Consider the following 20,649-nt stretch of genomic DNA (forward strand, 5'->3'; position numbering starts at 1 on the left):
CACCGTAAGTCTCCCGCACGGATACAGGGTTACAATGGAAAAAGTGAAACAAACCTACGTCCTTTCTTTAGGACTCGGGCTCAGTGTTGTCTTTAGTTCTTTCAGCGCACGTGCGCAGGAACATTTCAACCCTCATCTTTTGGAAACAGACAGCGCAGAAGTGCCAGCAATGGATCTCAGTCTGTTTGCCAAAGATGAGGTGCCGCCCGGGGACTATAACGTCGACATTTTTATCAACGGCAATCTGGTAGACAGTAAAACCCTCTCTTTTCGAAGGTTGAAAAGTGCCCCTACGTCAGACCGCACAGGGGCATGCTTAAACGTCACTCAGCTGAAAGCCTGGAACGTTCGTGTCGATAACTATTTTGGCGAACAGGAAAAAGCCAGCGAATGTGTGGATCTGTATGCCATCCCCGGCGCGGACGAAAAAATCGATCTGGCGCAGCAGCGTTTCGACCTGATCCTGCCGCAGGTTGCTTTATTTAACACCGCAAGGGGTTATGTTTCACCGGAGCGCTGGGATGAAGGGATCACGGCGGGTTTACTTAATTACAGCGTCTCGGGTCAACAGGATCTGCATCAGCGCAACGGCACCGACAGCAGTAATCAGTTTCTTAGCCTGCAACCGGGGCTGAACGTAGGCGCCTGGCGCTTTCGCAACTATTCCACCTATACCCATTCCGAATCCGAAAATGACTGGGATTCCGTGTATACCTACGCCTCACGGGATATTAAATCTCTCAAAAGCCAGCTGGTGCTGGGACAAGGAACCACGCGCGGCGGCATTTTTGATAGCGTTGGTTTTACCGGTGTACAAATGTACTCGGATAACGATATGAAGCCGGACAGCATGCAAGGCTTCGCCCCTGTAATACGCGGTATAGCCCGCAGCAATGCCGAAGTGACGGTATACCAGAACGGTCACAGCATTTATAAGGCTACCGTGCCGCCGGGGCCGTTTGAATTCAGCGATATGTATCCGACCGGCAGCTCCGGCGATCTACAGGTGGTGATCAAAGAGTCCGACGGTACGCAAAGTAGCTTTATTGTGCCTTACGCCACGCTGCCGGTATTGCAACGTGAAGGTCAGGTGCAGTATGGCCTGGTGGCGGGCAAAACCCGTCAAGACGGGTCGGGTTCACGTGCAGAGGATTTTAACTTTATTCAGGGATCAGCGGCCTGGGGCGTCGGAAAAGGGATCACGCTTTACGGCGGCTATATTCAGGCGGAGGACAATTATTCCAACCTGATTGCCGGAACCGGTTTTAATATGGGCAGCGCCGGAGCGCTCTCATTTGATATTTCCCAGTCGTGGGCGGATATCCCGCAGCCGGACAACATGCGACAACAGGAACACCATAGCGGCCAGTCGTATCGCGTGCGCTACAGTAAGACGCTTCAGCAAACCAACACCGATATTGCCGTCGCCGGTTATAAATTTTCAACCCGGGGTTATCTTTCGTTTCAGGACTTCCTCAATGACTGGGATCCGGGCAATAGCACTATTGATAATGGCCGGGAGCGAAACCGTTTTGATGTGACAATCTCACAGACGTTGCCTTTCGGCACCCTGTCACTGAGCATGTACGACGCCTCTTACTGGAACAGTGAACATGCGGACTCCATGAACCTGGGCTTCAGCAGCACGCTTGGACCGGTGTCGTACTCGCTGAACTATGCCCACTCTAAAAACGTCAATGGCGGTTACAATAACGATTCCGATAACTACGACGACGATAACGTCTTCTCGCTTAACCTGAGCGTACCGTTCAGCGCCTTCAGCCACAGTGAAGCGGCCCGGTCTGTTTCGGCTAACTATTCGATGAACAGTAGTAAAAACGGCGATACCACGCACAACATCGGAATTTCCGGTACCGCGATGCAGGAAAACCAGCTGAACTGGCAGGTTTCAGAAGGCTATAACGCCGATTCTGAAGCTACTAACGGCAATGTCACTGTGGGTTATCAAAGTACTTATGCCGATATGTCCGCAGGCTATAGCTACGACGATTACAGCCGACGACTGAATTACAGCCTGCGCGGGGGCATGGTGCTGCATCGCGACGGTATCACCCTGGCGCGTCAGCTGAACGATAGCGTAGCGCTGGTTGAAACACCGGGTGTTTCCGGTATGCCGATCAACGGGCAGACGAACGTTCATACCGATTATTTCGGTAACGCCATTGTGCCGTACGTTCGTCCGTATCACAGCAATTCGATCTCACTCAACACAGTGGATGCCAGCGATACTTCTGCGGCCATTGATAACATCGCCAAAACCGTGGTGCCGACCAAAGGGGCGGTAGTACGCGTGAAGTACAACACCTGGATTGGACAAAAGGCGATGATGACGCTGACCTACAACGGTAAACCGGTGCCGTTTGGCGCAGTAGTAACACAAACCAGCGGCGAGTCGGATGACACGCGCAGCAGTATTGTTGGCGACGGCGGGGAAGTGTATCTCGTCGGGCTCGCCGGTAAAGGGCGGTTAATTGTTAAGTGGGGGGAGGCGGCGAACAAGCAGTGCGCCGTTGATTACACACTTGCCGGCGCTAAAACAGAGGCCGATATTTTATTCATCAACGGGGTTTGCCATCCCGTATCGGGAGCAAATTAATGTCACGCTTCATTATTCTCCGTTCCGGCCTTAAATCGCTCATCGGCCCGGGAATGGTATTCATGCTGAGCGTGTCGCCGGCAATGGCGTACACCGATCGCAATGATATTGAGTTCCATGTCACCGGAAACATTATTGATGGCTCATGTAACGTCACCAAACCGGAGGCAGTCGACCTCGGGAAATATTACTGGAAAGACTTTGCCGTAGCGGGGGGGAACACAGGAAATGTGCCAGTGACCATCGCGTTTGACAGTTGCACCGCAGGGTTAAGCCAGGCAACGGTTACCTTTACAGGCGCACCTTACGCTGAAGATCCGGCTTATGCTTCTGTCATTTACGCCAATCAGGTGGCGGCAGATGCAGGCGGCGCGACCGATGTCGGCCTTCAGTTGTTTATCCGTGACCACGAACATCCCATCAGCGGTGTCGCGCTGGCCAACGGCGTGAGCTACCCGGTTGCGCTCGAAAACCAAACCGGCGCGATGACTTTTACTGCCCGAATGTATACCCCACATGGGACCCCAACACCGGGTGCATTCAGCAGTGCGATTACATTGAATGTTGTTTATAACTGAGCTTAAGTGAGCAGACTAATTTCATGTCAAAATATTTATATTATCTGGTGTTATTGCTGGGGACAGTCCCACTATTAAGTCATGCAGCCTGTAACCGGGATAACGGCGATGATGTTACCGTTACAACGATCCCATTACCCTCGAAACTGTTGGTCAGTGCGAAAAATTATACCTTTGGCGAAGTGTTATACGATTCTGGATATATCAGCGGGACGGATGGGGATGTCACGATTAAAAACTGTAGCAGGGATTATTACGTAGGATTTCATTATAACCCGACTCATTTAGCATCGGCGTCGCCGGTGGGAGATAATATCTACCCGACCACGATACCGGGTATCGGCATTAAGACCTACACGCTTAACCAGGCCGGTCCGTATGATTATGAACGTGCGGTTGATAACTCATGGCAGTCCGGCGATGGCGAGAGCAGCCATACGCTGGCGGGCTCGGCCTATCGTGTGCAGTTGATTGCGACGGGGGGTACAATCCCGGGCGGTAATCTGGCCCTTGAGAGCGGCAAACTGGCGACGGTGGAATTTCGTGAAGGGCAAAGCAGTTCGGATAACGGTGATAATGCGTCAGAAGTCTATTTGTCAAATACGCAGATAGAAGTCTATGCGATGGGATGCTCAGCATCCGTTTCTTCCCTGCTGTTTAATATGGGCGATGTGGATACCTCTGCGTTTGATAATCTTAAGATGGTGGAAGGACCCGAACAGGATGTTGGTCTGAGCTGTCAGCCAGGCACCAACGTGACCATGACCATCAACGGGCCGCTTGCCGAGGGCGACAATGATAATGGCTCGGTGATTGCCTTAGACCAGTCTGAATCGGGTACGACGGCGACCGGTGTGGGGGTCGTGATATCAGCCTATCAACCGGCGCTACGCAGTTTTACCTACTGGGCCATTGGTCAGGAGGTGCAAGCTTTTAATTCCAGTCGTGTAAAAGCCGCATCACAAGGCAGTGGGCTGGCTGCCGATGGTACCGCGATTGCTGATATCGGCTCCGCAACAACCTATAGCGATCCGGCAAATGCAGGCGGAGCCGGAGAGTCTGAAACCTTACGTTTCAAAGCGTGGTATTACAAAACCAGTGACGTTGTCACGCCAGGGCAAGCAAATGCCACCGGGACAATCACCCTTAAATATAATTGATACCTTTGATCATGACAGGGGGTAGCGCTGCGGTTTATTTTTGTACACCTCTGCGCTACCGTTATGTGTTTCTGTCGTGTACATTTCCTCTGCGACCCTATTTATTCGGTGGAACTGACAATGATTACTAAACGGTCTGAGCCACGCTTTTCAGTCATTCTGTTAATTTTTGTGTGTCTTGTAGGATTATATTCTTTTAACGGTCACCTTAAGCCTCACGCCGGACAAAAAGGGGTTGCATGTATTTCCTACAAGCGGATCCTGCGTGAATCACCGTTACTGGCACAGGAAAAAAAGCAGAACGAAATACTTCTCGCATTAGCTAAAAAATCCGCGCTTAAAGTTGAGAAAAAATATTATGCTCTGCCAGAACCCTTGCGCCGTGAAATGAAAGCGATCGATGATATGAGTAAAAACACGCAACTGCGGGCAGAGCAGGGTCGCCTGCGGCATATAAGCCAGCGAATTATTTCTGATACCGTTGAAAAATACAGAATAGATCATCACTATTCGGTCGTTTTCAATAAAGATAGCGCCTCTACAGTGGATTATGGTCACGACATTAGTAATGAAATTATTAATGAATTACAGCATGTAAAAGTGGTGTACGGGCCGCGCCCTAATTTTGAAGATGCGACCCGGGAGCTTTTGCTCGCTCAACCTGTTTCCGCAGGATGAGTGATTTTACGCAGTCGGCTCGCGCTGACGATGACCGCTACGGCAGAAGCCGCCGCAGCGATCCACAGTGCAGCATGAATTGCTCTCTCATTTGTCGCCAGCAGTACGCCCACAGCGGCGGCCCCCAGACACTGCCCGAACGTGCGCATAATGGATAACACACCGGATGAATAGCTCGCATAGTCACGACTAACGTTTGAGAGCATTTCCCGGTTATTGGGACTCTGAAAGCAGCCAAATCCCATCCCGCAAACCAGGCTTCGCAGGCAGATATCCCACATCGAAGGGCTGGCGGGTAATGTTGCCAGCAGAATCAAACCGACGACAAAAATCATCAGCCCCAGGGTTGAAATCACCGGGGCTGAAATCGTGTCCGCCCACCGGCCTGCATGCGGCGCAATCAGCACGATCCCGAGCGGCCACGGCGTAAATAGCAGGGCAGAAATCACCGGACTGTAGCCGTATTCGCTCTGAAACAGGAAGGGTAGCGCAATAAAGGTGATACCCTGGCTGACAAAAGCAATCATCGACGTTAAGGCCGCGAGGGTAAAACGTTCATTTTTGAATATGGCTGGCGGCAGTAAGGGGTTATCCGTGCGGCGGATCTGCCAGATAAAAGCCATGCCGCTCAGCGCAGCGAGAACCGTCCAGCAAAGACTACCTGTGTGATAAGTAGCATCATGGAGGCTGTTCGCCGCCATGATCGTCGAACCCAACAGCAGCGCCGACAATATGGCGCCCAGGGTGTCAAAGGGCGCTTGCTTTCGAACCGCATCCCGCGGCAGCGCTTTGACCGCCAGCAGCAAGGCGAGGGTGCCGGGAAGAACGTTTATCGCAAAAAGCCATTGCCAGCTCAGGGTGTGAAGGATCGTACCGCCCAATACCGGGCCGATAGCGGAGCTGGAGGCGATGAGCAGGGCGTGCAAACCCAGAATGCGGCCAAGCAATCGTCCGGGAAATACGGACCGCAGTATTGCGGGAGCAATACTCAGCGTCGCTGCGCCGCCGATCCCCTGGAGCACGCGCATACCGATAAGCACTTCGGGCGTTTTCGCCAGCGCGCAAGCCAGCGATGTCAGGGTAAAGGTCGTCAGGCCTGCCAGAAATACGGGGCGATAACCCAGGCGGGCCGCAAGCGCCGCGAATATCGCCAGCGTCATTGCAGCCGCCAGCAGATACCCGTTGGCGAACCAGACGGCATAACTGGCTGGCACCTGCATCTCCTGAGCCATGGAGGGCAGGGCAATATTGATCATGGTGCCATCAAAAACGCCCATTAACGTGGTGGTCATTATCGCGGCCATCACCCGTGCGCGCGTCGGGCCAGGCAGTCCATCGTCCCCGGGTTGGCTGGAAAAAAGCATCATCTTGTTGTCCTTAGAGAAAAGTGTGTGGATGACAAAACTATAAAGATGGCTTTTGCAGGGCGGAAGGCGCACCATTTACACTTTATCATTGCATGAAACGCCTTATCTGAATATGCAGGGAGGAAGGAGATGTCAGAACCCGATTTTAATTTGCTGATAGCACTCGACATATTGCTGAGCGAAGCGAGCGTGGCAGGCGCGGCACGTCGTCTGAACCTCAGCACCTCGGCAATGAGCCGGACATTAAGCAGGTTACGCGACGTCACTGGCGATCCGATTCTGGTGCGCGCCGGACGTAACATGGTACTGACCCCGTGGGCCGAAGCGACCCGGGACCGTGCCAGGCGTGCAGTGCACGAGGCCAGGGCGGTATTACAGCCCTCAACTGAAACGTTCAGCGCGCGAAGTCTGGCGCGACTTTTTACCATCAGGGCAAACGATGGTTTTGTGGTGGCGTTTGGGCCTGCGCTTATAGCGGCTGTGGCCGACGCCGCGCCGGACGTCTGTATACGCTTTGCGCCTAAGCCGGAAAAAACGTCGCGCTATCTTCGGGAAGGGCTGGTTGATCTGGAGATTGGCGTCCAGAGTAATATGGGGCCTGAAATACGGCTTCAACGACTGTTTGAGGATCGGTTTGTGGGCGTCGTGCGTAAGGGGCATCCGCTGGCTAAGCAGGCAGAAATAGGGGTGAAGGATTATGTCGCCTGGGGCCATGTGGTAGCGTCACCCGAGGGTGCACTGCACGGATCCGTTGACGATGCGCTGGCCGAACTCGGAACAAAACGTAAAATCGCGAGCGTCGTACCGGGATTTCCGACGGCGCTGTCCGTGGCGGTGGCATCGGATCTTATCGCCATGATACCCGCGCTCTATTTACTCAATCAGCAGGTAACGGACCAGGTACACGTTTTCGAGCTGCCGTTCAAAAGCCGTCTAATTACGGTATCACAGATGTGGCACCCAAGAATGGAACGCGATCCCGCGCACCGCTGGCTGAGAGAGCAAATTCTTGCGATATGCAGAGTGAAGAAGTCAGACATGATTAAGGGACCTGTATAGCGATTGCTATACGCGCCGCTTATGCTATGCTTGTAAAGCAATTGCTATACAAGAGGTATACCCATGAAATCAGATGTTCAACTCAATCTTAGAGCCAAAGAATCCCAGCGGGCGCTTATCGATGCCGCCGCAGAGATCCTCCATAAATCACGTACTGACTTCATTCTGGAGATGGCCTGTCAGGCAGCCGAAAATGTGATCCTCGATCGGCGTGTATTCAATTTTAACGATGAACAGTATGCAGAGTTCATTGATATGCTCGATGCCCCGGTTGCCGACGATCCTGCCATAGAAAAACTGCTGGCAAGGAAACCTCAGTGGGACGTGTAACCCCCCCAGAGCCCTTATCCAGCGTCCATCAACTGGCGGAGTTCGTCAGTGGAGAGGCCGTGCTTGACGAATGGTTAAAACAAAGAGGTCTGAAAAACCAGGCGCTTGGCGCAGCCCGAACGTTTGTCGTTTGTAAAACGGGCACCAAGCAGGTCGCGGGATTTTACTCTCTGGCTACCGGCAGCGTTAACCATACGGAAGCGACAGGTAATTTGCGGCGTAACATGCCGGATCCCATTCCCGTGATTATTCTTGCCCGTCTGGCTGTCGATGTCTCAATACGCGGAAATGGGTTGGGAGCCGATCTACTCCAGGATGCGGTTTTACGCTGTTATCGGGTAGCAGAGAATATTGGGGTGCGGGCGATCATGGTTCATGCACTCACTGAGGACGCCAAAGCGTTTTATATCCACCATGGTTTTAAAGCATCGCAGACTCAGGAACGGACACTGTTTCTCAGGCTTCCTCAGTAGCGATAAAGGGAAGGGGTAAATGCGATGAGCTTATCTGTTTGCGCAGGTATAAAAACCCATAAAGAAATCCCACCGGTAGCGGCGGGATTTTTATGGAATGAATGTTCAGCGCGTCTGGCTAATAAGCTTGCTCGTCAGTTTGCCCGGAGACATGGTTTCCACCTTGCGGTAATAGTCTCCGGGAAGATAACGGAAAAGACGCCAGGCATCAGCTTTACCAGTCATACCAAACACCCCATAAACGCTGGCTGCAAGCATGGTTACATTAAAGATCCCCAGGCCAACATTTAGGCAACCGACTGATTCATCAGTAAGTTCCTGAAAGAGAGGAACTCATGAACTAAAGAATAAACCCACCGTATTTAACATAATATACATTATGCGCACTTAGATTGAATACGAGTAAATCCAGCCAGTTCAGACCCATCCTTGTTCTGCTCATTCCGCGCATCATGTACCTCTGTTCTGTGCCATCAACGTTCATAACTGTCGTTACGGTCTTGCGTGATCTCCACGGCAGTCACCTGTACATCCTTAAAGCGCAGCCCATCCACACCAGAAATTTTCCCGAACTCTGACGCGTCAATCAAAATCCCCTCCAGCGTTAACCCGACCACTGGACGCTCCGGATATCCCTCGATGAAAAATGCCCGCGAAAAGCATTTGCTGTCTGATCGACGCGCCGTCATTTTTTTAATCGTCAGTCCACTGACCGCAGTAAGACCGGTTTCGCCCTCAACACCTTCAGCCAGCTTGCGCCAGTGTTCTGGTTTATCAGATAAATTGCTCTGGTCGCCATAGCTATACTGCGGAAACCAGTTCAACTGGATCAGCACCGGCAAACGCACGTCCGTAAGCCGTAGATTTTGTACGGTGATATCACGGATAAATCCGCCCCGGTTGCGAGCAGATTTAATGCGAAACCCGACGCCCGTTCCGTTAAACGCGTTATCTTCTATCAGGACGCGTTCAATGCCACCTGAAGTTTCACTCCCCAGTGTGATCCCGGATCCCTTATTCAGCGTACATCCTCGAATCACTATATCCCGCGCTGCACGAGCTTTTTGCGCCGCTTCGCGTCCTCGTCCTGATTTGATGCAGATATTGTCGTCATTGCAGGACACAATGCAGCGTTCAATCCGCACCTGTTCGCAGGAGTCGACGTCAATCCCGTCGGTGCTCGGCCCCGCAGAATTGCTGATTTGCACGCCCTCAACCGCGATATGGCGCGAATAACAGAGGTGCATGTTCCAGAATCCGGACTCCCGACTGGTAAAATCACGCAGCAGAATGCTCTGGCTTTCAAAGACCAGGATATTGCGCGGGCGCTGACAGTCATAATCAACAACCCAGCGCAATCCTCTTGCGCTGTAATCGCCGACCATGCCGCTGCGCTCGTCATCGCCCCAGTAGCGTTGCCACCAAATTGCACCCTGCCCGTCTATCGTGCCTGTACCGGTAATGCTGACGTTTTCACAATCGATGATATTAATAATGCCTGCCGGCCATCGCATATCAATGCCGGCCACCCGGGTATTTATCAGGGGATAATCAGCCAGATCCTGGCTTCCAACGAGCTGTGCGCCAGCGTCCAGGCGAAGTGAAACACCGCTTTTCAGAAACAACGCTCCGGTCAGAAAACGGCCTTGCGGAATAACGATGACATCGTTCTGTTGAGCACTATTTATGGCCTGCTGAATGGCGGATGTTGCCAGGCGTTGCGCGGTTGGGTCCGCGCCATACGCCAGAATGGAGATCGCTTTCATGGCTTTTCCTTAAACAGATGAAAGCCTTAGTCTAGGAATCTGCGTGATGAATAACCTTTGTCTGTTTGACAGCCACGCAGTCAGGCTGGCAAAAAAGCGGATATTTACTGGCTGGCGATCACTGCAACGCCCTTTTCTTTCATAGCGTTGACCCAGCGTTCATCCGTTGTGTTTTCAACAACGAGCGTATTCACCAGCGACAAATCGCCAATCACAAACGCCGAGGCCGTGTTGATCTTTTCCGGTGAGGCCAATACCACCGTTTCCGCCGCTCTGCCGGAAAATGCACGTTTGATGCATGCTTCTTCATAATCTCCGGTGGTCAGCCCGGCCTCAGGATGCACGCCGGTGATACCCATGAAAAACATATCCGCATGAATATTGTTGATGCCTTCAATAGCGGCCGCGCCGACCGTGACGATGGAGTGTTTATACAAACGACCGCCAATCAGGATCACCTCTATGCACGGATGGTTGACCAGCCCCAATGCAATACCCGGGCTGTGCGTCACCACGGTTACCCGCAAATCTGGCGGCAAGAAGGTAATAAGTTCTGAGGTGGTCGTCCCGCCATCAATGATCACCACCTGCCCCGGTGAAATGAGCTGCGCGCCCCGACGTGCCACGCGTTTTTTTGCATCCATTTTAACGGACTGACGCTCGGCAAAAGGCGCAATCGCTGAAGATGCCGGAAGCGCGCCGCCGTGGACACGCTGCAAACGCCCTTCTGCCGCCAGTTCACGTAGATCCCGGCGGATAGTGTCCTCAGACACCGAGAAAAAGAGGCTGAGCGCAGTTGACTGAACCTGGCCTTCCGCCTCCAGCTTTTCCAGAATCAACTGTTTACGCTGACTTGTGAGCATGAATTATTCCTGATGTTGCACGATAATTATTGTAATTACACGAAAATGCTGTTTATGATGCATACTCTACGAGAGGAGAGCCAAACGTGCAATCAAAACGTGCAGATATACGCATCATTAACAGCGAAACGTTGTCCGACAACTGGTATAACCTGAAAAAATACACTTTTGACCTCCAGCGCAGCGATGGTGACTGGCAGCGGCAAGAGCGTGAAGTGTATGACCGCGGGAATGGCGCGACGATCCTGCTCTATAATCGCGACAGCAAAACAGTCATTCTTACACGTCAGTTTCGTTTCCCTGTGTTTATCAATGGTCACGAAGAGGATCTCATTGAGGCGGCTGCCGGGTTGCTCGATAACCTTGACCCGGAAAGCCGGATTAAGGCCGAAGCGGAAGAGGAAACCGGGTATAAGGTGACGCGCGTAGAGAAAATTTTTGAGGCCTATATGAGCCCGGGCTCCGTTACCGAAAAACTCTACTTCTATCTGGCGGAATATCACCCGCAGGATCGGACCAGCGCGGGCGGCGGCGTTAAAGCAGAGGGGGAAGATATCGACGTGCTGGAAATGACGCTGGACGACGCGCTTCGTGGCATCGAGAATGGCCAGATCGTCGACGGTAAAACCATCATGCTGCTTTATCACGTGGCCCTGAAAGGCATTTTATAATCTCACGTTTATCCGGATACCTGCCCCTGCGCAGGTATTTGCCTGTGCTATTCTTGCTGAACACCTCAACATGGAGATGCGAAAATGGCCGACTGGGATCCTTCTCTATATCTACAATACAGCGCAGAACGCACACGTCCCGCCGCTGAGTTACTGGCCCGGGTGCCGCTTGCTGACATAACCTCTGGCGTGGATTTGGGTTGCGGGCCAGGCAACAGCACCGCGATGCTGAAACAACGCTGGCCTTCAGCGCAGATAGCCGGTGTGGATAACTCCCCGGCGATGCTGGAGGAAGCCCGACAGGCCCTGCCAGACTGCCACTTTGTTGAATCGGATATCCGTCACTACAAACCTGACCAGCCTCTCAGCCTGATCTACGCCAATGCTTCCCTGCAATGGATCCCGGACCATTACCACCTTCTGCCGCATCTGGTTTCACTGCTCCAGTTAAACGGCGTGCTGGCGATACAAATGCCTGACAACTGGCTTGAGCCGACGCACGCCCTGATGCGTGAAGTTGCCTGGGAACAGGGCTACCCCGATCGTGGCCGCGAGCAGCTGCCGGGTATTCATGCCTACTATGATATTCTGACGGACGCGGGATGCGACGTGGATATCTGGCGCACCACCTACTTTCATCAGATGAGCTCTCATCAGGCGATTATTGACTGGGTCAGCGCGACGGGGTTACGGCCGTGGCTACAGGATCTCAACAAGAGCGAGCAGCAAAAGTTTCTGAAACGCTACCTCGAGCTGCTGGAAGAGCAGTATCCGCTCCAGGAGAACGGGCAGATACTGCTGGCTTTTCCGCGCCTGTTTATGGTTGCTCAGCGGGTTCCGTAAGCCGAATCAGGAACGCGCTTCCTTGAGCAAATGCTGAATTACAGCCTCCTGCTTGTCGTAGTTGCCTTCGCCAAACGAGGTGTAACGCAGTTGCCCTTTCGCATCGAAATAGTAATGTGCTGGCCAGTACTGATTACCGAACGCGCTCCAGATTTTGTAGTTATTATCCGTCACTACGCGGTACGGCAACTGCCATTCGTTGACCGCGTTTTTCACCGATGATAACGGCTTTTCCCAGGGGTATTCAGGGGTGTGGACGCCAATCACCACCAGACCTTGTGACTCATATTTCTTCGCCCAGTCTCGAACATGCGGAAGGGTATGCTGGCAGTTGATACAGTCCCAGGTCCAGAAATCGATAAGCACAACTTTCCCCCGCAAGGCCTTAGACGTGACAGGGTCACCGTTTACCCAGCCCGTACCGCCGCTTAATGTCGGTAGCTGGCTGCTCGGCATTGCGTCAGCGATCGGTCGCAGTTTCACCTGCGTGGAGGTTGGTTGCGCAAGGCTCAAGAGAGCGTTTTCCAGCTGGTCGGTAATACCGCTGGCGCCTTTCAGGACCGACGTCATTCCTGAGGCGTTGAAAGCCACGGCGGCTAACATCATCACCCCTGCGCCCTGACGCAGACGCTCCATCAATGCGGATTTGGCTCTCAGAGGGGTTATCAGCTTACGGCCCCCCGCGACAAGCAGCCCCAGCATCAACGCGCACCCACTGCCGTAAGCGGCTAACAGCGCTCCGGTTGCGATGGCCGAGTGGCCAGTAATGTTAATGCCGAAGATCGCCCCGAGAATCGGTCCTGCACAGGGGGACCACAGAAGTCCAACGGCCAGCCCTGCCAGAAAAGCCGAAAACATGCCGTGTCGCTGAACGCTGTGGGTGTTAAGAACGTTCCCCGCGCTGACCGCCGGGCTGGCAATGCGCTGAGCGAACTGCGGGAAGATCAGGGCCAGGGCGGCAATGCTCATTACCAGCAGCGCAATCCAGCGACCGATAACGGTGGCGTCAGCGATCCAGTCACTGGCAACCGTTACTACCATCGCCACAAACGTGAACATCACTATCATTCCCGCCAGAAGCGCCAGAATGTGTTTGCGCTGCCCCTGAAAGCCGGCGAACAGCAGAGGAATAACGGGAAGCGTGCACGGACTGAGCAGGCTAATCATGCCGCCTAAAAAAGCGATTATCAGAAACATAACGACCTCACGATACAGTTGCTGCGAAGATGCAGTGAGGTCATTTCACCCTGCGAATGTGTTCAGGCCGTGTGCAAAAAACTGAATTTTGTCTGCCTTCGTATCCGCACGGCGCGCAGATACACAGGCGTACAATTAAACGCGCGGAAGAGTCACGCTTACGGCCAGCCCGCCCTCTGCCCGGTTTGCAAGATGCAATTTCCCGTCAAGCTGGGCGGTGAGCTGCGCGGCAATGGCGAGGCCTAACCCGGTGCCGCCCGTTTCGCGGTTGCGCGACGTTTCAACCCGGTAGAACGGCTGTAACACCGCCCCCAGTTCTGCCTCCGGGATGCCGGGGCCGTTATCCATAATGCGGATCGCTACCTGCCTTTCATCTTCATCAATCTCTATTACCGCGCTATGGCCAAACTTGAGCGCATTATCCAGCAGATTGGTCATTACCCGGCGCAATGCCTGGGGGCGGGTGACGATCGGCAGACGTGTACTGCGTGCATGAAACTGCACGTTTTTACCAATGTCCTGATAATCACTGGCGATGCTGTTAACCCACGCGTTTAGCTCCAGCTTAAGCGTGGTCTCTTTCAGTGATTCTGATGACCGGGCATAGGCAATACCTTCTCGTACCAGGCGCGACATATTATCCAGGTCGCTCAACAACTTATCGTGGAGTTCGGGCTGATCCGCCATTTCGACCCGCAGCTTCATACGCGTGATGGGCGTCTGAAGATCGTGAGAAATGGACGCCAGAATCTGCGCGCGTTCACGCAGATAAGTTTGTATCCGCGACTGCATCTCATTAAAAGCCTGCGCCGCCTGTCGCACCTCAACCGGACCTTTTTCAGTCATAGGAGAATGGGCCGCAGGATCGAGGGAATCAACCGCGCGCGTGAATTGCAGGAAAGGCCGGACAACCTGGCGCACGGCAATCCAGGAGCAGAGCGCGACAAGTAACAACTGAAGAACCAGCACCACGGGTAACCAGCTGGCGACTGGCGGCATGCGCGGGATCAGATCGATAGTGAGCGGTGCGCCGTCGCGGAGCGTCAGATGGGCCTGAATGTGGGAAACAGGCCCCGGCACTGCCGTAAACTGGAGCGGATATTGAACTGAAAGCGTCTCTTTCAGGGTGCGAATCGCATCCCGCGAGCGCTTGTCCGTTGGCGCAGCGCCAGCCTCGCCGGGACCAAGGATATAACGATAATTATCGCGACCGAGCCGTTCCAGCCACTCTGGCCGCTCTTTGGCCGGAAGCCGGTCGAGAATGGCCACGCTGGTCGCCACGTCATTCTCAAGATTGCCCAGCATAACCGTGCGCGCGCTGTGCATTCGCTCAACCATGACCAGCGTCAGGCTGAGCGCGTTAGCCAGCAAGAGTCCAAGCAGCACAATGATCAGCAGCCGGGCCAGTAAGGTGCGGGGCCACAGCGTCATTCATTGGCCTCGACGATGGTCACCGGCATAGTAAAAACGTAGCCTTCGCTGCGAACGGTTTTAATGTAGGCTGGCGAGCGGGCATCTTCATTCAGGCGCTGTCGCACGCGGCTCACCAGGAGATCAATCGAACGCTCAAACAGCTCGGCATCACGTCCCTGCGTCAGGTTCAGCAGTTGATCGCGGGTCAGCACCCGTTGAGGATGATCGAGAAATACACGCAGAAGGCGATATTCCGCCCCGCTGAGCGCCACAACCATCCCCTCGTTATCAATCAGATGACGCGCCACGGTATCCAACTGCCATTCACCGAACACCACCAGGCGCCCTGCCTCGGTCACCTGAAGATTAGGCGGCATAGTACGAAAACGGCGCAGGATAGTTTTGATACGCGCCAGCAGTTCGCGGGCCACAAACGGTTTTACCACATAATCGTCGGCGCCCATCTCCAGGCCCAGGATCCGGTCCATGTCCTCGTTGCGCGCGGTGAGCATCAGGATCGGCAGATCCTTATGCCTGCTGCTGCGCAGCTGTCGACACACCGTCAGGCCATCATCACCGGGCATCATCACGTCCAGCACCACCAGGTCGATATGCTGTTTGTCGAGCACTACGCGCATCTCTTTCCCGTTCGCCGCGCCAGAGGCGTGGTAGCCGGATTTCACGAGGTAATCGACAATCAGTTCACGAATATCCCTGTCGTCATCGACGACAAGGATGTGATCAATATGCTCCACCGCAGGCTCCTGATTAAGAGGTAACGGATTGAAAATAGCACATATCAGAGCTTATCCGCGTCGACAACGGCTTTAACAAAGTTCTGCGGATCTTCCTGCGGCGGGTTGTGGCCAACTGTTGCGCCGAAAGTACGGTGCTCATATTTTCCGGTGAATTTCCCCGCATAGGCTGCGGGTGCAGGATGTGGTGCTCCGTTGTTACCGCCCTCGATGGTGATGGTCGGCACCGTAATGTTCGGTAGCGTAGCCAGTTTCTGTTCGTAGGCGTCATATTTCTGCTCACCCTTCTCCAGCCCCAGACGCCAGCGGTAATTACTGAGCGTGACGGCAACGTGGTCCGGGTTATCGAGGGATTTGGCGCTCGCATTGAAGGTGGCATCGCTGAATTTCCAGTCAGGCGAAGCCTGGGACCAGATCAACCGGGCAAAATCGTGTGTATTTTTAGCATAGCCTTCCGCCCCGCGCGGCGTGGCGAAATAGAACTGATACCACCACTGAACTTCTGCCTTCGGCGGTAAAGGCTGTTTGCCAATCGCCTGGCTGCTGATCAGGTAGCCACTTACCGAGACCAGCGATTTCACCCGTTCCGGCCAGAGCGCCGCAACGATATCCGCCGTACGTGCACCCCAGTCATAACCGGCAAACACCGCCTGTTTGATATCCAGGGCGTCCATCAGGTTGACGATGTCTTTCGCCATTGCCGAAGGCTGGCCGTTTCGCGGCGTTTTATCAGAAATAAAGCGCGTGGTGCCGTACCCGCGCAGGGACGGCACAATGACACGATACCCTTTCGCGGCCAGCGCGGGGGCCACTTCAGCGTAGCTGTGAATGTCGTACGGCCAGCCATGCAGCAGGATCACCGGTTGCCCCTCTTTCGGCCCGATATCGACATAACCGACGTTAAGATCGCCAGCGTTAATTTGTTTTACCTGGTTGAAGGCCGACGCGTAATCCTTGCCCATCGCTTCCGCCTGACAGGACATCACGGTGCCAAGCGAAACGGTCAGGGCGACTGCTGAGTATGCGAGTTTGTTAAACATGATGTTATCTCCGGGTGAGTTCAGTTGACGGAGATATAACACCATGCGTTTGTATAAAGGATGTGTGCGGATGCGGTTTTATTGCATACCTGTGTATGTATCACAGACGCAGATACAGTGTGATACAAACCCGGTTAAGGGGTGATTCGGTACCGGACGTAATCGTCGGCTTCACCATAGTGGTCATACAGCTTACGCGCCGGATTGTGCATGCGGGTTACCCAGTAGAGTTTTGACCACCCTTCCCGCTTACCCTCATCGATCAGGGCGTCGATAAGCGCTTTACCCGCCCCTGCGCCACGTTCGGCAGCGTCAACAAATAGATCTTCCAGATAGGGGTAAGTTTGGATATCGAAAATTATGTACGTTAAGGTTAATTTTTTGCCATCACGTCATTAGTATATTCACAAACAGACTCGCCATTATTGACTGTATGCTGGAGATTCAGCTCCGTTAAGTAGCCGTCTGCCAGATACAAAACCCGGTCTGCAGAGGCTATGGTTTCCGGGCGATGGGCTATCAGCAGAACAGGAAGCCCCAGTTGACGTAAGGTCTGGCTTATCCGGATTTCACTCTCAACATCAAGGTGGCTGGTCGCTTCATCCAGTAACAGGAATCCCGGTTTCTTGTACAACGCCCTTGCCAGCAGAATGCGTTGTTTTTGTCCTCCGGAAAGCCCTCCGCCGGTTTCACCAATCAGCGTCTGATACCCCATCGGCATTGCCATAACATCGCTGTCGATAAGTGCCAGTCTTGCGCACTGGATCATTCGTTCATAATTTCGGTCATCACTAAAAAAAATAATGTTATCTGCTACAGAACCTTTGAAAAGATGGTCATCCTGCAGTACGGTACCGATACGCTGACGAACCTGAAAATAATCCGGATGCGTATGCAATATGCCAAATGCCCTGATCCTGCCCTCATCAGGGATGTGGATCCCAAGGATAAGCTTCACCAGTGTCGTTTTCCCGCATCCGGATTTACCTGTAATGGCAACGACTTCTCCGGGATTGAGTGTCAGCGACACCCCGCCGATTATCGGATTTTCCCCTCCCTTGTGGCTGAAGATGATGTGCTCAAGTACTAGAGGAGCATGAGCATATTCATCCATCTCCCTGCGGGATACAGAAGGAATGTGCGAAGCGTTGTTATGCTCACGAAAAGGCTGTTGCTGAAGGCCTTCTGTCGGGGTCAGTACAATATCAGCCAGTCGTTCGTTGTAAACATCGAGCATACGCCAGGAAAAAAACTTATCAGTCAGGCTACTGATACTGGAAGAAAAACGCGTCTGATAGGATAAATAAGCAACCAGCATGCCGACGGTGAAGGTACCATTCAATACCTCCCCGGCGCCTTTCCACAAAATGATTGCTGATACCACGCTGCCGGTAAGAGTGTGAGCAATGTCATAGCACATCAGCAGACGGCTCTGACGCAACTGCGTATTTCTGCGGGCAACGTTGAGATTCAGCCAGGCGGCCTCACGATGTGCCGTCACACCGTTAATTCTCAGGCTGAGGATCCCGTTGAGTGTTTCAAGAAAATGCCCGGACTCCTTGGCACCTGCATCCCAGGCATCTTCTGCCGACTGTCGAAGGGACGGATACCACAGTGCCCTCAACACACCATAGAAAATGGCTGCAAGTACGGCGATCAATGTCATTTCAGGACTGTACAGCAGCATCATGCAAAGCGCAGTCACCACGAGCAACACATCCAGAATACCTTCCAGCACTTGCGTAGTCAGCGCCTGCTGGATGGTATCTACCGCCTCAAAACGAGCATTAATACTCCCCTTACTGCGTGCATCAAACCAGGCCAGAGGAAGATGGACCAGATGATGGAAAACCCGTGCTGTCCACTGCATGTTAAAATTGACGGACAGTGTAATACTCGCCCACTGGCGGGCCAGTGACAGCAGCATCTGGGTCAGTGACATCAGCAGAAGCGCAATAATAATGACGGTCAACAAACTCTGGTCGGCAGCCACCAGGACTTCATCAATCACCAGCTGGTTGAGAAGCGGGCTTCCCAGTGTCAGGATTTCGAGTGCCACGGCAAAAACGATAATTCGCGACATTGCCGACAACAGACCCGGTGTTTTACCTGTCAGTTGGCGCAGATGGATTTTTTTCCTTTCATCCCGAGCGGTAAAATCACTGGCTGGCATCAGCTCCAGCGCGACGCCGGTGAAATGTTTTCCAGCATCCTGTAGGGAGAGCGTTACTTTTCCCTTTTCCGGATCATGAATAACCAGCCTGCTTCCGCGAACTTTATGTAGCACAACAAAATGATTCATGTTCCAGTGGAGAATACACGGGAGAGAAAGGGATCTTAGGTCCTCAAGCTCCAGCCGAACTGCCCGGCTGGATAATCCGATACCGGCCGCACATTCAGTCAGTCTCTGCAGGGTCATCCCTTGTGAGCTGATACTGAAACGTTCGCGCAGTGTGGGTAAGTCTGTTTGCAGACCATGCCAGCAGGCCATCATGACCAGGCATGCCAGACCACATTCCGCTGACTCTGTCTGTCGGGTGAGAGGAAGCTGTTTTCTCCCGGTCCATTTGAGTGTATCCATCACAGCTTTCCTTTCAGGCTCCAGAGCGGCTCAGTCAGCCACTCCCACAAATTGCGGGTATCCAGGCTGACATCCCCCTCAAGAACCATGCCGGGGCGCAGGGCTTCCTGTTTCCCATAAGCCAGAATAAAAGTATTTTCAGGTTCAACGATGACGCGGTAATGACCTTCATTCTCCTTCCAGGTCACAGGAGATACGGAGAGTAAATCAGAAGATGTCAGCGTTGTATGGCTTATTTCACGGATAGTCCCGTACTGCACACCAAACTTCTGATAGGGGAAGGCAGAGAACCGCAGGGCAACACGCTGCCCCGCCTGAATAAAGCCAGCATTCTGACTGGTAGCATAGAGTTCTATCTGCAAACGGGCATTGTCGGGAATGAGGGTCATGACAGGTTCAGATGCCCTGACAGACTGTCCCTGTCTGACCAGCACGGCAGCAACGGTTCCGGATACCGGTGAAGTCAGCGTGAAATTTTCCTTACCTGCCAGTTCGTCCTGCTGTTGCCTGATCACCTGCAACTGCCTGTCCATTTCAGCCTTCCGGCTTTCACCCTGAACGATGAGATGGTCAAGGTCGTCTTTAGCAGCCTCCATCGCGGTGTGCAGTTGCAGAAGCCCCTGACGCTGATCCTCAACGTTTTGCTGTGACGTTGAAACGTCAATCTGCTTCTGCTGGTATTCGATATCTGATACGTAATGCGTATCAGCAAGTTTCTTATAGCGCTCCATAACAGACACGGCCAGCGCAGCCTGATGCACGGCAAGTGACAGACGCTTTTCTGCACTTTTAACCTGAGGTTTCAGGGAAACTATTCGCTGTTGTATGGCATGCTGCTGCTGACTGTTGTCACGCAATTCCAGGGTCTGTTGAGAAGTCAGCATTGTAAACTGAGTTTGTAGGGAAAGTCTTATAGCAGCGAGTGTACCTGCCCCCTGTTCGTTGAAATGTTCACCGCTGATATGATAAAGAGTCTCACCGGCAATAATGTGTTGACCTTCTGAGGCGGTCAATTTGGTTACGTAGCCAGCATATTGAGGAGTGATTTTTACCAGCCCGGATGAGGGCATAACGATTCCGGAAAGGTGAGCCTTACGTGTATAGCTACCATAAAGAATAAAGAGTATCAGGCACAGAAATATGAATAACGTTGTGAGTGCGCTTACTGATAAACCGAATGACGCAGGTAAGACAATCTCACCATAATCAGAATCTGTTTGATGATTTAAAGCCTCTTCCCTGAAGATATTCATATCCC

General features: G+C 53.1%; 20 protein-coding genes. 9 read left to right on the forward strand and 11 right to left on the reverse strand.

Annotation, left to right across the window (positions count from 1 at the left end; translation table 11 throughout):
* The first annotated feature begins 34 nt into the window (after positions 1 to 34).
* The 4 genes from INF86_RS20470 to INF86_RS20485 all read left to right on the forward strand — a co-directional run bounded on the left by INF86_RS20470 (position 35) and on the right by INF86_RS20485 (position 5,033).
* Positions 35 to 2,617 (forward strand): fimbria/pilus outer membrane usher protein, encoded by a 2,583-nt coding sequence (locus tag INF86_RS20470; RefSeq protein WP_193543878.1) that lies wholly within the window; start codon positions 35 to 37, stop codon positions 2,615 to 2,617.
* Positions 2,617 to 3,195: a fimbrial protein gene (locus tag INF86_RS20475; RefSeq protein ID WP_022648146.1), complete on the forward strand. Its 579-nt coding sequence runs from the start codon at positions 2,617 to 2,619 to the stop codon at positions 3,193 to 3,195. The genes INF86_RS20470 and INF86_RS20475 overlap by 1 nt, the downstream gene beginning before the upstream one ends.
* Before the next feature lie 23 nt (positions 3,196 to 3,218).
* Positions 3,219 to 4,355 carry a type 1 fimbrial protein gene (locus INF86_RS20480; RefSeq protein WP_022648145.1) on the forward strand — a complete coding sequence of 379 codons (1,137 nt, stop codon included), beginning with the start codon at positions 3,219 to 3,221 and terminating at the stop codon, positions 4,353 to 4,355.
* Between the two features lie 120 nt (positions 4,356 to 4,475).
* Positions 4,476 to 5,033, forward strand: coding sequence for a hypothetical protein (locus tag INF86_RS20485; RefSeq protein WP_193543879.1), 558 nt, complete (start codon positions 4,476 to 4,478; stop codon positions 5,031 to 5,033).
* On the opposite strand, the gene INF86_RS20490 is transcribed toward INF86_RS20485, so the two are convergent.
* The gene (locus INF86_RS20490; protein WP_193543880.1) at positions 5,012 to 6,400 is read right to left on the reverse strand and encodes an MFS transporter; all 1,389 of its coding nucleotides are present in this window, start codon (positions 6,398 to 6,400) and stop codon (positions 5,012 to 5,014) included. The genes INF86_RS20485 and INF86_RS20490 overlap by 22 nt on opposite strands.
* A 129-nt stretch (positions 6,401 to 6,529) precedes the next feature.
* On the opposite strand from INF86_RS20490, the gene INF86_RS20495 reads away from it, so the two are divergent.
* The 3 genes from INF86_RS20495 to INF86_RS20505 all read left to right on the forward strand — a co-directional run bounded on the left by INF86_RS20495 (position 6,530) and on the right by INF86_RS20505 (position 8,262).
* The gene (locus INF86_RS20495; RefSeq protein WP_063200243.1) at positions 6,530 to 7,459 is read left to right on the forward strand and encodes a LysR family transcriptional regulator; all 930 of its coding nucleotides are present in this window, start codon (positions 6,530 to 6,532) and stop codon (positions 7,457 to 7,459) included.
* Positions 7,460 to 7,522: 63 nt separating this feature from the next.
* Positions 7,523 to 7,789 carry a DUF1778 domain-containing protein gene (locus INF86_RS20500; protein WP_003857131.1) on the forward strand — a complete coding sequence of 89 codons (267 nt, stop codon included), beginning with the start codon at positions 7,523 to 7,525 and terminating at the stop codon, positions 7,787 to 7,789.
* Entirely contained in the window at positions 7,777 to 8,262 is a 486-nt protein-coding gene (locus tag INF86_RS20505) for a GNAT family N-acetyltransferase (protein WP_063139083.1), read from the forward strand. The genes INF86_RS20500 and INF86_RS20505 overlap by 13 nt, the downstream gene beginning before the upstream one ends.
* Before the next feature lie 105 nt (positions 8,263 to 8,367).
* Here the strand turns inward: INF86_RS20505 and INF86_RS20510 are convergent, their stop codons facing one another.
* The 3 genes from INF86_RS20510 to INF86_RS20520 form a co-directional block, all read right to left on the reverse strand.
* Positions 8,368 to 8,541 carry a DUF4225 domain-containing protein gene (locus INF86_RS20510; RefSeq protein WP_226869938.1) on the reverse strand — a complete coding sequence of 58 codons (174 nt, stop codon included), beginning with the start codon at positions 8,539 to 8,541 and terminating at the stop codon, positions 8,368 to 8,370.
* A gap of 194 nt (positions 8,542 to 8,735) precedes the next feature.
* Complete coding sequence (locus tag INF86_RS20515) at positions 8,736 to 10,028, reverse strand: glycoside hydrolase family 28 protein (protein WP_193543881.1); 1,293 nt, start codon at positions 10,026 to 10,028, stop codon at positions 8,736 to 8,738.
* A 104-nt stretch (positions 10,029 to 10,132) separates the two neighbouring features.
* On the reverse strand, positions 10,133 to 10,891 hold the full coding sequence (locus tag INF86_RS20520; RefSeq protein WP_193543882.1) for a DeoR/GlpR family DNA-binding transcription regulator: 759 nt from the start codon (positions 10,889 to 10,891) through the stop codon (positions 10,133 to 10,135).
* A gap of 86 nt (positions 10,892 to 10,977) precedes the next feature.
* On the opposite strand from INF86_RS20520, the gene INF86_RS20525 reads away from it, so the two are divergent.
* Both INF86_RS20525 and tam read left to right on the forward strand, forming a co-directional pair.
* A complete protein-coding gene (locus INF86_RS20525) occupies positions 10,978 to 11,562 on the forward strand; it encodes an NUDIX domain-containing protein (protein ID WP_022648128.1) in 585 nt (194 codons plus the stop codon).
* Between the two features lie 84 nt (positions 11,563 to 11,646).
* Positions 11,647 to 12,405: a trans-aconitate 2-methyltransferase gene (gene tam / locus INF86_RS20530; protein ID WP_193543883.1), complete on the forward strand. Its 759-nt coding sequence runs from the start codon at positions 11,647 to 11,649 to the stop codon at positions 12,403 to 12,405.
* A gap of 6 nt (positions 12,406 to 12,411) precedes the next feature.
* On the opposite strand, the gene INF86_RS20535 is transcribed toward tam, so the two are convergent.
* The 7 genes from INF86_RS20535 to INF86_RS20565 form a co-directional block, all read right to left on the reverse strand.
* On the reverse strand, positions 12,412 to 13,602 hold the full coding sequence (locus INF86_RS20535; protein ID WP_193543884.1) for a cytochrome c biogenesis protein/redoxin: 1,191 nt from the start codon (positions 13,600 to 13,602) through the stop codon (positions 12,412 to 12,414).
* Positions 13,603 to 13,737: 135 nt separating this feature from the next.
* Positions 13,738 to 15,033, reverse strand: a complete 1,296-nt coding sequence (locus tag INF86_RS20540) for an ATP-binding protein (protein WP_193543885.1) — start codon at positions 15,031 to 15,033, stop codon at positions 13,738 to 13,740.
* Positions 15,030 to 15,770, reverse strand: coding sequence for a response regulator (locus INF86_RS20545; RefSeq protein WP_023300109.1), 741 nt, complete (start codon positions 15,768 to 15,770; stop codon positions 15,030 to 15,032). Before INF86_RS20545 ends, INF86_RS20540 begins: the two co-directional genes overlap by 4 nt.
* A 44-nt stretch (positions 15,771 to 15,814) precedes the next feature.
* Complete coding sequence (locus INF86_RS20550; RefSeq protein WP_063149957.1) at positions 15,815 to 16,810, reverse strand: alpha/beta fold hydrolase; 996 nt, start codon at positions 16,808 to 16,810, stop codon at positions 15,815 to 15,817.
* 134 nt (positions 16,811 to 16,944) lie between these two features.
* Positions 16,945 to 17,172 (reverse strand): N-acetyltransferase, encoded by a 228-nt coding sequence (locus tag INF86_RS20555; protein WP_254909581.1) that lies wholly within the window; start codon positions 17,170 to 17,172, stop codon positions 16,945 to 16,947.
* Between the two features lie 11 nt (positions 17,173 to 17,183).
* Positions 17,184 to 19,391 carry a peptidase domain-containing ABC transporter gene (locus INF86_RS20560; protein ID WP_017382355.1) on the reverse strand — a complete coding sequence of 736 codons (2,208 nt, stop codon included), beginning with the start codon at positions 19,389 to 19,391 and terminating at the stop codon, positions 17,184 to 17,186.
* Positions 19,391 to 20,644, reverse strand: coding sequence for an HlyD family secretion protein (locus tag INF86_RS20565; RefSeq protein WP_032624257.1), 1,254 nt, complete (start codon positions 20,642 to 20,644; stop codon positions 19,391 to 19,393). Before INF86_RS20565 ends, INF86_RS20560 begins: the two co-directional genes overlap by 1 nt.
* Positions 20,645 to 20,649 lie beyond the last annotated feature (5 nt).

The sequence above is a fragment of the Enterobacter cloacae complex sp. I1M genome (assembly GCF_014982425.1).
GTDB lineage: Bacteria > Pseudomonadota > Gammaproteobacteria > Enterobacterales > Enterobacteriaceae > Enterobacter > Enterobacter intestinihominis.